Consider the following 14,536-nt stretch of genomic DNA (forward strand, 5'->3'; position numbering starts at 1 on the left):
CGATCAGGACGGCGTAATAATGCGTGTCGAGGCATTCGGCGGTGCGGATGTTGACCGACGCGTAGGAGCGCAGGCCCCGGCGGACGAGGTGCGTGTGGACGGCGGCGGCGGCGAGGACGCCGGCGATCGCGACTTGGGTTTCCGAGACGTTCTCGTCGGTGAGGAACAGTTCGGAACGGCCTTCGCGCACGGCCTGTTCAGCCTCCGCGCGGATGCGGGCGATGGCGGCGCGCAGCTTCTCCGGTCCGCCGCCGGCCTCGAACGTGCAATCGATGACGGCGGCGGTGCGGCCGAAATGCTTTTGGAGGCGGTTCCAGTCGGCCCCGGTCAGCACGGGGCTGTCGAGCACGAGCACCCTGCCCCGACGGTCGGCGGTGTCGAGGATGTTGGCGAGGTTCCCGAACCGCGTCTTGAGCGTCATGACGTACCGCTCGCGCAACGGGTCGAGCGGCGGGTTCGTGACCTGGCTGAAATTCTGGCGGAAGAACTGGCTGATCAGGCGGGGCTTGTCGGAAATTACCGCGAGCGGGGTGTCGTCGCCCATCGACCCGATCGCCTCCTTTGCCCCCTCGACCATGGGGGCGAGGATGAGCTCCAGATCCTCGAGCGTCTGGCCGGCGGCGACCTGGCGGCGGGCGAGCTCGGCGCGGGGGTAGCGGACGATCGTGTCGTCGGCGGGGAGATCGGGGAGCGTCAGAAACTCGTCGATCCAGCCGGCGTAATCGGCCTCGGCGGCGATGCGGTCCTTGATCGCGCGGTCCTCGAACACCTGGCCCGTGTCGAGATCGACCGCGATCATCTGGCCGGGGCCGAGCCGTCCCTTGGCGACGACGGTGGATTCGGGGACGGGGACCATGCCGCTTTCCGACCCGACGATCAGCAGGCCGTCGTTGGTGCGGGTGTAGCGGAGCGGGCGGAGCGCATTGCGGTCCATCCCCGCGACCGCCCAGCGACCGTCGGTCATGGCGAGCGCGGCGGGGCCGTCCCACGGCTCCATGACGGAGGCGAGATAGCGGTACATCGACGCGTGCGCCGGGGGCGTGCCGCCGTCCTCGTCCAGCGCCTCGGGCACGAGCATGAGCTTGGCGGTGGGCGCGTCGCGACCCGAGCGGCAGATCGCCTCGAACACCGCGTCGAGCGCGGCGGTGTCGCTGGCCCCGGCTGGGATGACGGGCTTGATGTCCTCCGAATGTTCGCCGAACGCGATGCTCGCCATGCGGATCTCGTGGGAGAGCATCCAATTCTTGTTGCCGCGGATCGTGTTGATCTCGCCGTTATGCGCCAGGCAACGGAAGGGCTGGGCCAGCCACCATTGCGGGAAGGTGTTGGTGGAATAACGCTGGTGGAAGATCGCGACGCGGCTCTCGAACCGCCGGTCCTTCAGGTCGGGGTAGAAGTCCGACAGGCTTTCGGCGAGGAACAGGCCCTTATAGACGATCGAGCGGCAGGACAGCGAACAGATGTAGAAGCCCTGGATCTGCGCGGCGATCACCGCCTTTTCTATGCGACGGCGGACGAGATAGAGCGTCTTCTCGAACTCGGCCGCGTCCTGGGCCTCCGGCGCTTGTTCGTTTGTGCCATCCGGCATGGGGGGCCCGGCGATCATGATCTGCTCGATCTGGGGCCGGGTCGCCTGCGCCTTCAAGCCGATCACCGACACGTCGACGGGCACCTGCCGCCATCCGTAGATGGTATAGCCCGCGTCGATGATCGCGCTCTCGACGAGGGTGCGGCAGGTCTCCTGCGCGCCGAGGTCGGTGCGCGGCAGGAACACCTGGCCGACCGCGAGCCGGTTGGGAAGCAGCTTGTGCCCCGACGCCGCGACCGCGTCGTCGAAGAAGGCGACCGGCAGGTCGAGATGGACGCCCGCCCCGTCGCCGGTCTTGCCGTCCGCGTCGACCGCGCCGCGGTGCCATACGGCTTTGAGCGCATCGATCGCCGACTGGACGACGCGGCGCGACGGCCGGCCGTCGGTGGAGGCGATCAGGCCCACGCCGCACGCGTCGGACTCGAGGTCGGGACGGTACATGCCGTCGCGGGCGATGCGGAGACGTTCGGAAGCGTTCATGCCAGCAATCCCTCCTCGTCGACGAACCGCCTGATCGCGGACCAGGTGGAGGTCAGCGTATCGCGCTTCTCCCACGCGTCATTCACCTGATCGGCGCGCTTCTGCGGATTAAGCGGATACTCGTGAGCGAGCGCGTTGCGGGCGCGGACGGCGTCCGCCCATACGCGCTCATCGGCGATGATCCCCAACGCCCGCGCCCGCCGGGTCACGTCCACCGACGTCAATCTCTCGATCTTGCCGTGCTCCATGATTTTCGAAATCACCTTGAGCGTCCGGTGCAGGGCGTCCTCGAATTGCTCGAAACGCTTGATGAAGGAGAGAATGAACGTCTCTTCCGATACCGGCAAGGTGTCGATCAGATCGGCGCTGATAGGAAGGATTCGCGCTACGTACGTGCAAGTCTCGCTAAAGCCCGTCTCAAGCCGGGCGCAGGTCGCCAGATATTCGCCGAGCAGCTCCTGTTCCTCTTCGCCGCTCATAGGATCACACCGTCGCGGTAGGCGATCCGGGCGATGGGCGTCGGCAACTCGCCGCGCGCGGTCGCGATCACGTCGACGCGCTGCTCGTCGATCCGGGCGAACAATCGGTCGAGGAAATCCCATTTGAATTCAAGGATGTCGACCGGTCCGGGCGTCTCGATATGCAGGTCGATGTCGCCGCCCCGACGATCGGGATCGGCGCGGCTCCCAAATAGGCGAACTACCGCATCCGGGCCGAACGTCAGCCGCGCCGCCGCCTTGATCGCCTTCACCTCGCCCGCTTCAAGCCTCACGCCGCCACCCGCTCGCTCGCCGCCCGCGCTTTCAGCCACCCGTGCATCGCCGCCGCGACGTCGTGCCCGTCGCGGATCGCCCAGACGACCAGGCTCGCGCCGCGGACGATGTCGCCCGCCGCGAAGACGCCGTCCAGGCCGGTCATCATCGTCTTGGCGTCGACCAGGACGGTGCCCCAGCGGGTGACGCCGAGCTCGGGCGCCGCCCAAAGCCGCGGCAGGTCCTCCGCATCGAAGCCGAGCGCCTTGATCACCAGGTCGGCGCGGATCGTCTCGGCCGCTTGCGGATCGGGCTCCGGCGCGCGGCGGCCGGTGGCGTCGGGCTGGCCTAGCCGCATGCGCGCGACCGCCACGCCCGCGACATGCCCCTCGCCGGTGAAGGCCGCCGGGGCGGCGAGCCAGACGAACTCGACGCCCTCCTCCTCCGCATTAGCGACCTCGCGCGCGGAGCCGGGCATGTTGGCGCGGTCGCGGCGATAGAGGCAACGCACCGACGCCGCGCCCTGGCGGAGGGCGGTGCGGACGCAGTCCATCGCGGTGTCGCCGCCGCCGATCACGACGACGTGCTTTCCGCACGCGTTCAGCGCGCCGCCGTCAAAGGCGGGGACCGCGTCCCCGAAGCCCTTGCGGTTGGAGGCGGTCAGGAAGTCGAGCGACTCGACCACGCCGTCCAGTTCCGCGCCGGGCAGGTCGACGGCGCGGGGCTTGTAAACGCCCGTCGCGATCAGGACGGCGTCGTGCCGGGCCCTGAGCTCGTCGAGGGTGGCGTCGACCCCGACCGAAAAGCCGTGATGGAACACGATCCCCGCCGCCTTCAGCCGGTCGACGCGGCGCATCACGACGGGCTTCTCGAGCTTGAAGCCGGGGATGCCGTAGGTCAGCAGCCCGCCCGCGCGGTCGTGGCGGTCGTAGATATGGACCTCGTAACCGTTCATGCGAAGATACTCGGCGGCGCTCAAGCCCGCCGGACCCGCACCGACGACCGCGACCGACCGTCCGCGCGCACGGCCGACCGCGACGGGCTCGACCCAGCCCTCGTCCCATGCCTTGTCGGTGATGAAGCGTTCGACCGAACCGATCGTCACCGCGCCGTGGCCGGTGAACTCGATCACGCAGTTGCCCTCGCACAGACGGTCCTGAGGACAGATGCGGCCGCAGATCTCGGGCATCGTCGAGGTCGCGTTGCTGAGCTCGTACGCCTCGCGCAACCGCCCCTCGGCGGTGAGGCGCAGCCAGTCGGGGATGTGGTTGTGGAGCGGGCAATGGACCGTGCAATAAGGCACCCCGCATTGCGAGCAGCGGCCGGCCTGATCCTCGGCGTTCCCCGTCGCATAGCGGTCGGCGATCTCGCGAAAGTCGTCCGCGCGGTCGCCTGCGGCGCGCTTGTCCGGATAGGCCTGATCGCGCGCGACGAATTGCAGCATGGTTTCCGGCACGATCATACCTCCTGTCCACACATGCATATTGCGTATGTTGACCGCTGTCACGATCAAAACAGCCGGTAGGACACCTTAACTGTCCTATTTACGCCGAACTAGCTGATTGTTAATACCCTAAGCCTGATCGCGCCATCTACTTACAGCCGATCCGGCTTCATCTCGTGCCAAGCACGAACAGCGCGACGGTGCCCGCGACGATCCGATACCAGGCGAAGGGCGCGAAGCCGTGGCGGGTGACCACCGCCATGAACGCCTTCACCACGACCATCGCGACGATGAACGACACGACGAACCCGACCCCGATCAGCTGGAGGTCGCCGCCGGTGATCTCGTCCCGGTGCTTGAACAGCTGAAGCGCGGTCGCGCCCGAGAGCGTCGGGAGCGCGAGGAAGAAGGAGAAGTCCGCCGCCGTCCGCCGGTCGACGCCCAGCGCCATCGCGCCCATGATCGTCGCGCCCGATCGGCTGACCCCCGGGACCATCGCCAGGCACTGGACGAGGCCGATCTTGATCGACTGCGCGGTCGAGACGCCCGCGATGCCGAGCACGTTGTCGGTCTTCGCCAACCGCTCGACCACCAGGATCGCGACCCCGCCGACGATGAGCGCCCAGGCGATCACGACGGCGTTCTCCAGCAACGCCTCGATCTGGTCGTTGAAGAGGAGGCCGAGCACGACCGCGGGAATGAAGGCGAGGAGCAGATTGCGCACGAACGCGATCGCCCCCGCCTCGTGGCGGAGCAGCCCCTTTCCCACCGCCAGGAAGGTCCGCCGGTACAGCACGACGATCGCCAGGATCGCGCCGGGTTGGATGGCGATATTGAACACCGCCCAGCGCGCGGCGTCGTACCCCATCAGCTCGGTCGCGAGCACGAGGTGGCCCGTCGAGGAGACAGGCAGGAATTCGGTGATCCCCTCGACGATGCCGAGCAGGATGGCGACGATCAGATCGGACACGTAAGCGGCTCCCCGGAGCGCGAGAGGGTCGGGCGGTCAGGCCTCGGGCCGGACCCGCAATGCGGCGCGGCGGCCGAAACGGCCCGCGCGGCGATACTGGACGAGATAGGAGGGCGCGATCGTCGCCATTGGCGTGGGCGTGACCCCGAACGCCTCGAGGCCGGGCATGCCCGCGCCGACCACGTTATCGCGCCGGAGCATCAGCCACTGGTCCCAGGTGATCGGCGCGCCGGGCAGGAACCCGGCCCTGGCGATCATCGAACCGACGCCGTCCGGCAGCTCGACGAAATGCGGGGTGCGCCCCGTCTCGCGCGCGATGAAGCGGTTCAGGTCGGCCATCGACAGGATGTCGGGCCCGCCTAATTCATAGGTGCGGCCGCCGTGCGTCCCCGGATCGCGGACGGCGACCGCGACCGCGTCGGCCACGTCGCCCGCGAAGACGGGTTGGAAGCGGGTGGCGGGGCTGACGATCGGCACGATGGGAAGCGCGGCGATCAGCCCGGCGAAGCGGTTGAGGAACTGGTCCTCGCGGCCGAACACGACGGAGGGGCGCAGGATCGACGCTTGGGGAAACGCGGCGAGCACGGCCGCCTCGCCCTCGCCCTTGGTGCGGCCGTAATTCGAGGGCGAGGCGGGGTCGGCGCCGATCGCCGAGGTGTGGACCAGCGCGGCGACGCCTTCGCGCGCGGCGGCTTCGGCGACGTTGCGCGCGCCGTCGACATGCGCGCGCTGGAAGTCGCCCGCGAGCAGCCCGACCAGGTTCACCACCGCGTCGCTGCCCGCGACCGCGCGCGCCACCGTCTCCGGCTGGCCGATGTCGGCCGCGACCACATGGACCCCGCCCAGCTGCCCCAGCGATTTCAGCCCATAGGCGTGGCGCGGATCGCGCTGGACAATGCGCAGCCGAGCGCCCTCGCGCAGGAACGCGCCCGCGACATAGCGACCGAGGAACCCCCCGCCGCCGATCAGCGTCACCAACTTGCCCCTGATCACGGCGTGCGTTCCTTGTGCGGCGTCCAAGGAGCGCGCCTTGCCCCAGCGCAGGGTCGGTTGACAAGGCCGAGCCGCCCCCCCTAAGGCCCGCCGCCTACCCCGTGCCCGGATGGCGGAATTGGTAGACGCACCAGCTTCAGGTGCTGGCGATCGCAAGGTCGTGGAGGTTCGAGTCCTCTTCCGGGCACCACCGATCGCGCGAAGGCGTAGCGAAGCTACGACAGGCATAAGCGAGCGGTCCGGCCGGCCTCGCCATAGCGAGGACCGACGACGCGGCTTCGCCGCGGCGCTACCCGCACCACTATTCCCAAGCGCATCCGAAACGGACAAAGCTCACCTTGCGCTTGACGGCACGACTTCGGCAGCTTTGTATGCGCGTCGTGGGGGTGTGATGTTAAGTTGGCGTAACGGGGACGGGGGTCTCCACCGAGGATCGTTGTTCGCCACGTTCGCGGCCCTGTCGCGCGGGGAGGCGTGGAGCTTTCCGGCGCTTCGGCCGCACCAGCGCGAACCTTGGCACGCCTTCACCGTCCAGGTCGCGGCGCTGGCGCTGATCCGGGCGGGGCTGGAGGAGCCGCCGGTCGAGGAGGCGGCGTGGCGCGACCTGCTGCTTGCGCTCACCCCCGACCAGCCCGGCGGCGAGGCGTGGGAGCTGGTCATGGACGACTGGTCCAAGCCCGCGCTGCTTCAGCCGCCGATCGTCGTCGCCGGCGATCGGGCGGACTACAAGAACCGGCTGCCCACCCCCGACGCGCTCGATATGCTGGTCACCGCCAAGAACCACGACGTGAAGCAGGAACGCATCGCCGAGGCCGACGAGCAGGACTGGCTGTTCGCGCTGGTGACGCTCCAGACTACCGAGGGATTTCTAGGCGCAGGCAATTACGGCATCAGCCGGATGAACGGCGGGTTCGCGACCCGGATGAGCCTGGGCGTCCGTCCGTCGGGGCGCGGCGCGGCGGGAGCGTTCCGGCGCGACGTGCGCCGCCTGGTCGCCGACGCGCGCGGCCGGTCCGACTATCGCCGCGGACTCCCGCTGCTGTGGACCGAGCCGTGGGACGGCGTCAGGTCGCTCGACTTCACTAAGTTGGACGAGCTGTATGTCGAGATATGCCGCCGCGTCCGCCTGAAGCACGGCGCGAACGGGATCGAGGCGCTCGCCGCAGGTTCCAAGGCAGCGCGCGTCGCGGCGAGCGAGCTGAAGGGGCGGACGGGCGATCCCTGGGCACCGCTGAAGGCGGACGGCTCGACCAGCGTGACGCCGAACGGGGGCGGCTTCGGCTACCGCGCGATGACGCGGCTGCTGCGGAGCGGCGAGACCACCCTGCCCCTGCTCGCCCGGCCGCACGACGAAGATGAGCGCGCGGGTCTGTCGATCACCGCCGCCGCGCTCGTGCGCGGTCAGGGCAAGACGGAGGGGCTGCACCGCCGCACCGTGCGCACCAGCCGGATGGAGGAGCTTTGGGAAGGCGGTCCCGCCGAGGCGCTCGATCGGGTCGGCGAGGTCGCCGCCGGACGCGCGGGCGAAGCGGGCGAGGCGGGAAAGCGCCTCCGGCGGGCGCTGATCATGCTCGTACAGGGAGGCCCCGAACAGGCGCGGCTGGACGACGACGCGGCCGGGCGCAAGGTCGACCCCTGGATGCGGCGCTTCGACGCGCTGGTGGACGGCGTCTTCTTCGACGACGGCCTGTGGGTCGAGGCGGCGGGTCATGGCCTGCCACACCGCACGCGCTGGCGGGATAGGCTGCGCGACATGGCGCGCGCGATGCTCGACCAGGCGTCCGAGAGCGCGCCACGGACCGAGATGCGCCGCATCCGGGCGATCGCGCGCGCCCGGACCATGCTGGACGCGCAGATGAACAAGTGGATCAAGGAGGTTCCGGATGGCGGGTGAGGCGGTGGCGGCTCAAGGCGAGGAGGCGCGCAAGGACCCGGTTGCCTCGATCGCCGGGCAGGTCGCGAACCTGTCGATGGGCGACCGGACGTCGCTGCGTCGGCTTTACCTGACCCAGGCTTCGGGATCGCGTTCGCGTGCGGCCGACGGCGTGGTGATCGGCCTCCTTCACCGTGCCGGCGTGACCGTGCCGGGTTACTCCGAGGCTTACGAGGCCTGGAAGCTGCTCGCGCATGTCGCGGCGGTGCTGTCGGGCACGGGCGGCAAGCATCCGCACGCGCCCGGCAAGCGGTTCGGGGCGGCGCTTCAAGCGGCGGGCTGTTCGGAGAACCGCTTCATGCGCCTGACCGCCGCGCGCGGGGCTCCGCTCCGGCACCAGATCAGGCTCGCCGCGCGGATGCTCGCGCAGTCGGGGGAGACGCCGGTCGATCTTTGGTCGGTCCTCCTCCTCGCAGGCCGGGACGCCGACGAGGCGCGCATCCGCATCGCCCAGGATTACTACGCCGCCCAAGCGCGGTCGGAGGGGACCATTAAATGACGCCCAATTTCATCCAGATCCATTTCCTCGCCGCCTGGCCCGGGGCGCTGCTCAACCGCGACGATGCGGGGCTCGCCAAGCGGCTGCCCTTCGGCTCCGCTACGCGTACGCGCATTTCGTCGCAATGCCAGAAGCGTCATTGGCGCTGCGCCGACGAGCAATATAACGACAAGGCCTTGCGCGTGCTGGCGCGCGAGCAGGGCGTGGAGGGCACCCGGTCCAAGAAGACGATCGAGCGCATGGTTACCGACCCGCTGCGTCCGCGCTTCGACGGGGCGGCCGTGGACGCCGTGCAGGGCGTGTTCCTCACCCACTTCTACGGCAAGAACGCGAAATCGTCCGACAGCCGGCAGGCGTTGCTGTTCGGGCGACCCGAGATCGCCTGGATGCGCGCGAACGCCGAACGCATCCTGGCCGAGAACGCCGACCCGAAAGCCGCGGAGGCCGCGGCCGTCGCCTGGATCAAGGAAGGCCGCGCCAACCTGAACCAGCTGCGCGAGCAGACGGCGGTCGCCGCGTCGCTGGAAGCGGCGCTGTTCGGCCGCATGGTGACGAGCGACACCCGCGCGAACACCGACGCCGCGATCCACGTCGCCCACGCCTTCACCGTCCATGAGGAGCAGCCCGAGCTCGACTATTTCACGGTGGTCGACGACCTCAGCTCGCGCGAAGAGGGCGACGACGCGGGCGCGGCGGGCATCTTCGATACCGAGCTGACGTCGGGCCTTTATTATGGATACGTCGTGGTGGACGTGCCGCTGCTCGTGTCCAACCTGACGGGCTGCAAGCGCGCCGACTGGGTAGGCGATCACGATCGCGACCTCGCGGCGCGCGTCGTCGAGAACCTCGTCCACCTCGTCGCCGAGGTGTCGCCGGGGGCCAAGAAGGGCTCGACCGCGCCCTATAGCCGCGCCGAGCTGGTGCTGGTGGAAGCCGGCGACCGCCAGCCGCGCACGCTGGCCAACGCGTTCCGCGACGCCGTCCCACTGACCGATCGGGACTCGAACCGCGGCCTGGGCTTCCGGACGGCGAAGGCGTTGGTCGATCACCTCGGGGCGATGGACAAGGCGTACGAGACCGGCGAGGCGCGCCGCCACATGGCGCTGCCCGACCTTCGGCTGGCGGGGATCGAGGACGGCACCTTGCGCGAGCTGGCGGACTGGGCGGGCGGGATCGTCCGGACGGCGTCGGTCGGAGCCGCTCCGGTCGGGGGCGGGGCCGCGTGAGGCATCTCCTTCTCGACCTGGACGCGCCGCTGATGAGTTTCGGCGGCGACATGGTCGACGCGTACGGGGTGGTGCGCGATTTCCCGGCCAAGTCGATGGTCGCGGGCCTCCTCGCCAACGCGCTCGGGTGGGAGCGGTACGAGGCGGACGCGCACGCCCGGTTGCAGGATCGGCTGGCGATGGGGTCCGCGCGCGTGATCGAGGGTCGGCGCGTGCGCGACTTCCAGACCGCGCAGCTGGGCGGCGGCGACCGGGGATGGACGACGCGCGGCCGGGTGGAGGGGCGTGCGGGCGGCGCGGCTACCTACCTGTCGCCGCACATTCGATACCGCGACGCCGACGCGGACGCGCGGGTGCTGGTCGCGCTCCGCCTCGATCCGGCGGACGAGGAGCCCGGCCTCGACGCGCTCGCGGCCGGGCTCGACCGGCCGGAGCGGCCGTTGTTCATCGGGCGCAAGCCGTTCCTCCCGTCGCGGCCGGTCCATGCGGGGTCGGTGGATGCGGGCTCGATCCGGGAGGCGCTGGCGCTGGGCGTGAGCCTGCTCGCCGCCGTTCCTCCGCCTCATACGAGCGTCCGGGGACAGTGGCCCGCCTTCGAAGGTCTGGGCCCGAACGACCGCGAGGAGGAGCTGACCGACGAGCGAAACTGGCCGGCCGGCGTCCATGCGGGCTTGCGCCGGGTCGCCGAGGGTTTCGTGGTGCCGGCGCCAGACTCGCCTAGGGTCTCCGCGTGACGCTCCACCTCGTCCGCCTCGCCGTGGACCTGCGCGGCCTTGCCTCCTTCGCTGTGGCGAAGGGGATTGGCGACGACGACGGGGGCTACGCCCTTCATCTCGCGCTGCGCGACCGGTTCGGCGCGGCGGGACCGCAACCCTTCCGATTCTTCCCCGAGCACCGTCGCGGCCCGCACCTGCTCGGTTATGCGATGGAGGGCGACGCGCTGAAGGACGCGGCGGGGCTACCGGTGATTGACGACCTGCTGCGAGGAGTGTTCCCCGGAGCGGCCGAGATCCAGCCCATGCCCGACGCTTGGCGGGAAGGCTCACGATACGGCTTCAAGGTGCGTGTCCGTCCGGTCGTCCGCTACGGCGGGCGCGTCCGGGCCGAGCGCCGCATTAGGCCGGGTGCGTGGCAGAACCGCGCCGGCGAGGTGGACGCCTTCGTCGCCGCCTGTGAAAAGGCGGGACACCTGGAGGAAGGAGGCGCGCCCGTCGACCGTGAGGCGGTGTACAAGGGGTGGCTGGAGAAGCGCCTGGCCGGCGCGGCCGGCATTGAGGCGGCCGAGCTGCGGCAGCTCCGGCGCGTCAACACCAAGCGCTCGCTTCACGCCAAGCCGAGCCCCGCGGATCGCGAACGCGCCGGAGGGGGGCACCATGTCCGCGGGCGCAGGCTCGGCGTTCGCGGCGCGGAAGGCCCGGAGGCACTCATGGCCGGAACGCTCGCGGTCGCCGACCCCGATGCCTTCGCCCGGCTGCTCGCACGCGGGGTCGGGCGGCACGCCGCTTTCGGGTTCGGCATGCTGCTCCTCTCGCCGCCGGGGCGGGCCAGCTAGATGCTGTCGGGCCGTCTCGGGCTGGAGCGCGCGCGGATCCCCCATGCGGACAGGCAGGGGCTGGTGTGGCTCGACCGGGGAAGGCTGGAGGTGGAGGACGGCTGCCTGCGGTTCGTGACGGCGGGCGGCGGGCAGTTGGAAGCGGGCGATTACCAGATCCCCTATCAGGCGATCTCGATCGTGCTGCTCGGCCCCGGCTCCAGCGTCACCCATGACGCGCTCCGGCTCCTGGCGCGGCACGGTTGCGCCCTGGCGGCGATCGGGGAAGGCGCGGTCCGCTTCTACACGGCGCCGCCGCTCATGCCCGACAGTTCGGCATTGGCGCGCGCGCAGGTGACCCGCTGGGCCGATCCCAAACTGCGCATGGAGACGGCGCGCGCGATGTACGCCATGCGCTTCGGCGAGATCGTGCGCACCCGCGACATCGCGGTGCTGCGCGGGCAGGAGGGCGCCAGGATCAAGCGTGCCTACCATCTCGCCGCCGAGCGTCATGGGATCACCTGGTCGGGCCGCCGTTACGACCGCGAGAACCCCGAAGGGAGCGACCTCGCCAACCAGGCGATCAACCATGCGGGCTCCGCGATCACCGCGGCGGCGAGCGTGGCGGTGGCGGCGACCGGGGCCATCCCCCAGCTCGGCTTCGTCCACGAGGAATCGGGCCAGAGCTTCGTGCTCGACATTGGCGACCTGTACCGCCACGACGTGCTGCTCGACATCGCGTTCGGCGCCGTCAAGGAGGCGCGGGGCCGGGGTGCCGCGCCGATCGAACGGCTGGTACGCAAGCGCGCCGCGCTCCTTTTCCGGCAGCGCGAGGTGATCCCGGGCATGATCGACCGGATTAAGACATTGCTGCTGCCCGCGGCCGGCGCAGGCGCGGGCGGCTCGCCGGGCGAGGCGGCGACCGGCGGGGGATCGCCCGGCGGTGTACCGGCGAGCGGCGACGGCCCGCGTCCGGCTGGGCCGGAGCGCCGCTGATGCCGCTGACCGTGGTGATCACCCGCGACGTGGAGGCCCGTTATCGCGGCTTTCTGGGCTCGGCGATGCTGGAGCTCGCGCCCGGCGTCTACGCCCAACCGCGCATGAGCGCCGGAGTGCGCGGGCGGATCTGGACGGTGCTCGAGGAATGGCACGGACGCCTGCGCGGCGGCAGCATCGTCATGTGCTGGGCCGAGACGGCGTCGGCGGGCGGGCTGGGCCTGGCGACGCTGGGCGAACCGCCCAAGAACGTCGTCGCCCACGACGCCGTGCTCCTGGTCCGCCGCGCCTTGCCCAACCGGTCCGGACCGCGCTAAGACCCGTCGCGGGCCGGTCTTTGATATCGTGAACGGAAACAACCCGTTGCATGGCAGAGGCTCCCCCGCATGCGCGGGGATAGGCTTCGGACGAGCTCGCTCCCGGCCTTCGTCTCCTCGGCTCCCCCGCATGCGCGGGGATAGGCCCGCTTGAGGAGATCGCGCGCCTGGCTTGGCTGAGGCTCCCCCGCATGCGCGGGGATAGGCCCGCGGTTGATCGGGTCCAGACGAGTAAGTACCGGGCTCCCCCGCATGCGCGGGGATAGGCCCATTGTGGTGAGCGCGTCGGTCTTTGACCGATCGGCTCCCCCGCATGCGCGGGGATAGGCCCACGAGTACAGCGATCGGTTTCGCCGCTGTCACGGCTCCCCCGCATGCGCGGGGATAGGCCCCCTTGTCATGGACGCCAGAACCGCCCTTCACCGGCTCCCCCGCATGCGCGGGGATAGGCCTCGTGTCGTGATAGAACGATTCGCCTGCTACCTGGCTCCCCCGCATGCGCGGGGATAGGCCCTTCGAGAATGGGATAGCAACGTACGGTCGCCAGGCTCCCCCGCATGCGCGGGGATAGGCCCTGGACCTACAAGCTGTTCGTCGACAAGGAAGTGGCTCCCCCGCATGCGCGGGGATAGGCCCTCGTTGAGCCGCCCTTTGACCTCCGTCATGCCGGCTCCCCCGCATGCGCGGGGATAGGCCCACGTAGAGGCGGCCGATGTTCACGATTACGGGGGCTCCCCCGCATGCGCGGGGATAGGCCCGATTTACCGGACCCGCGTCGATTTGATGGTCTGGCTCCCCCGCATGCGCGGGGATAGGCCCTCGCCATCATCCGGGCCTCGCTGAATTGGGCCGGCTCCCCCGCATGCGCGGGGATAGGCCCATGGGGCCGACGGTCGCCGGCCGATTCCTACAGGCTCCCCCGCATGCGCGGGGATAGGCCCTGGTACATTCGTCACGGACATGTCGAGGCGCGGGCTCCCCCGCATGCGCGGGGATAGGCCCTCATACGCTGCCGGGTAGTCCGGCGCGTTGAGGGCTCCCCCGCATGCGCGGGGATAGGCCCCCGTTGGGCTCGAATTCGTCGAAAATCACCGCGGCTCCCCCGCATGCGCGGGGATAGGCCTTGCGCGGTCAATGTCCTCGTCCGTGATGCTGGTGGCTCCCCCGCATGCGCGGGGATAGGCCTTGCGGATGCAGACGGGGGCGCAATCGCCCGAGGGCTCCCCCGCATGCGCGGGGATAGGCCGTATCGATGCTGCCGAAATTGTGCCCGCACCACGGCTCCCCCGCATGCGCGGGGATAGGCCCCCGCGCACCTCAGTAACCGGGAAAGCGGGCGGGGCTCCCCCGCATGCGCGGGGATAGGCCCTGATATAGTCGGCGAGCGTAAGCGGCATCTGAGGCTCCCCCGCATGCGCGGGGATAGGCCCCTGCATCCCCCTTGCCTCTCCTGCCCACCTTAGGCTCCCCCGCATGCGCGGGGATAGGCCCCTGGTCGCGACGCTTGGCGTCGGTGCGATCGGGGCTCCCCCGCATGCGCGGGGATAGGCCCTCTACATAGGTTTGATGAGGCGTTTGGCGGTCGGCTCCCCCGCATGCGCGGGGATAGGCCCCTGGCATCCTGAACCAGACCACGGCGGAGGAAGGCTCCCCTGATCTTCCCTCGGTGTGGCGGACACCTCTGATAGGCTCCGCAGGAGCCCTGGAGGTGGAACATGGGATCAACGACGAGACGGGAGTTCACGGACGAGTTTGCAGCGCGACAATCAGGATGCGAGCGCAGCGACAATCAAGATGAGAATCGCGA

Annotated in this window: 13 protein-coding genes, 1 tRNA gene and 1 CRISPR repeat array; of the genes, 8 read left to right on the forward strand and 6 right to left on the reverse strand. The window is 70.1% G+C overall.

Annotation, left to right across the window (positions count from 1 at the left end; genetic code table 11):
• The 6 genes from ACFE71_RS12225 to ACFE71_RS12250 all read right to left on the reverse strand — a co-directional run.
• Positions 1-2,068 (reverse strand): glutamate synthase central domain-containing protein (locus ACFE71_RS12225; protein ID WP_375429068.1); only part of this gene is annotated, 2,068 nt, incomplete at its 3' end.
• Entirely contained in the window at positions 2,065-2,547 is a 483-nt protein-coding gene (locus ACFE71_RS12230) for a nucleotidyltransferase substrate binding protein (RefSeq protein ID WP_375429069.1), read from the reverse strand. The genes ACFE71_RS12225 and ACFE71_RS12230, both read right to left, overlap by 4 nt.
• Positions 2,544-2,840: a hypothetical protein gene (locus ACFE71_RS12235; protein ID WP_375429070.1), complete on the reverse strand. Its 297-nt coding sequence runs from the start codon at positions 2,838-2,840 to the stop codon at positions 2,544-2,546. Before ACFE71_RS12235 ends, ACFE71_RS12230 begins: the two co-directional genes overlap by 4 nt.
• Positions 2,837-4,282, reverse strand: a complete 1,446-nt coding sequence (locus ACFE71_RS12240; protein ID WP_375429071.1) for an NAD(P)-dependent oxidoreductase — start codon at positions 4,280-4,282, stop codon at positions 2,837-2,839. Before ACFE71_RS12240 ends, ACFE71_RS12235 begins: the two co-directional genes overlap by 4 nt.
• A 151-nt stretch (positions 4,283-4,433) precedes the next feature.
• Complete coding sequence (locus tag ACFE71_RS12245) at positions 4,434-5,234, reverse strand: undecaprenyl-diphosphate phosphatase (RefSeq protein WP_375429072.1); 801 nt, start codon at positions 5,232-5,234, stop codon at positions 4,434-4,436.
• Between the two features lie 36 nt (positions 5,235-5,270).
• Positions 5,271-6,224 (reverse strand): complex I NDUFA9 subunit family protein, encoded by a 954-nt coding sequence (locus tag ACFE71_RS12250; RefSeq protein WP_375429080.1) that lies wholly within the window; start codon positions 6,222-6,224, stop codon positions 5,271-5,273.
• A 106-nt stretch (positions 6,225-6,330) separates the two neighbouring features.
• On the opposite strand from ACFE71_RS12250, the gene ACFE71_RS12255 reads away from it, so the two are divergent.
• From ACFE71_RS12255 to cas2e, 8 genes are all read left to right on the forward strand, one after another.
• Positions 6,331-6,417 (forward strand) — tRNA-Leu (locus tag ACFE71_RS12255).
• Positions 6,418-6,663: 246 nt separating this feature from the next.
• Positions 6,664-8,121, forward strand: a complete 1,458-nt coding sequence (locus ACFE71_RS12260) for a hypothetical protein (protein ID WP_375429073.1) — start codon at positions 6,664-6,666, stop codon at positions 8,119-8,121.
• Positions 8,111-8,659 (forward strand): type I-E CRISPR-associated protein Cse2/CasB, encoded by a 549-nt coding sequence (gene casB, locus ACFE71_RS12265; protein WP_375429074.1) that lies wholly within the window; start codon positions 8,111-8,113, stop codon positions 8,657-8,659. Before ACFE71_RS12260 ends, casB begins: the two co-directional genes overlap by 11 nt.
• Positions 8,656-9,885 (forward strand): type I-E CRISPR-associated protein Cas7/Cse4/CasC, encoded by a 1,230-nt coding sequence (gene cas7e, locus ACFE71_RS12270; protein WP_375429075.1) that lies wholly within the window; start codon positions 8,656-8,658, stop codon positions 9,883-9,885. Before casB ends, cas7e begins: the two co-directional genes overlap by 4 nt.
• Entirely contained in the window at positions 9,882-10,619 is a 738-nt protein-coding gene (cas5e, locus tag ACFE71_RS12275; protein ID WP_375429076.1) for a type I-E CRISPR-associated protein Cas5/CasD, read from the forward strand. Before cas7e ends, cas5e begins: the two co-directional genes overlap by 4 nt.
• Complete coding sequence (locus tag ACFE71_RS12280) at positions 10,616-11,437, forward strand: type I-E CRISPR-associated protein Cas6/Cse3/CasE (protein WP_375429077.1); 822 nt, start codon at positions 10,616-10,618, stop codon at positions 11,435-11,437. Before cas5e ends, ACFE71_RS12280 begins: the two co-directional genes overlap by 4 nt.
• Positions 11,438-12,412 (forward strand): type I-E CRISPR-associated endonuclease Cas1e, encoded by a 975-nt coding sequence (gene cas1e / locus ACFE71_RS12285; RefSeq protein WP_375429078.1) that lies wholly within the window; start codon positions 11,438-11,440, stop codon positions 12,410-12,412.
• Positions 12,412-12,729: a type I-E CRISPR-associated endoribonuclease Cas2e gene (cas2e, locus tag ACFE71_RS12290; RefSeq protein WP_375429079.1), complete on the forward strand. Its 318-nt coding sequence runs from the start codon at positions 12,412-12,414 to the stop codon at positions 12,727-12,729. The genes cas1e and cas2e overlap by 1 nt, the downstream gene beginning before the upstream one ends.
• A gap of 58 nt (positions 12,730-12,787) precedes the next feature.
• Positions 12,788-14,342: direct repeats of the CRISPR family, unit length 29 nt; unit sequence GGCTCCCCCGCATGCGCGGGGATAGGCCC.
• The last annotated feature ends 194 nt before the right edge of the window (positions 14,343-14,536 follow it).

The sequence above is a fragment of the uncultured Sphingomonas sp. genome, from assembly GCF_964237155.1.
In the GTDB taxonomy this organism is placed as follows: Bacteria; Pseudomonadota; Alphaproteobacteria; order Sphingomonadales; family Sphingomonadaceae; genus Sphingomonas.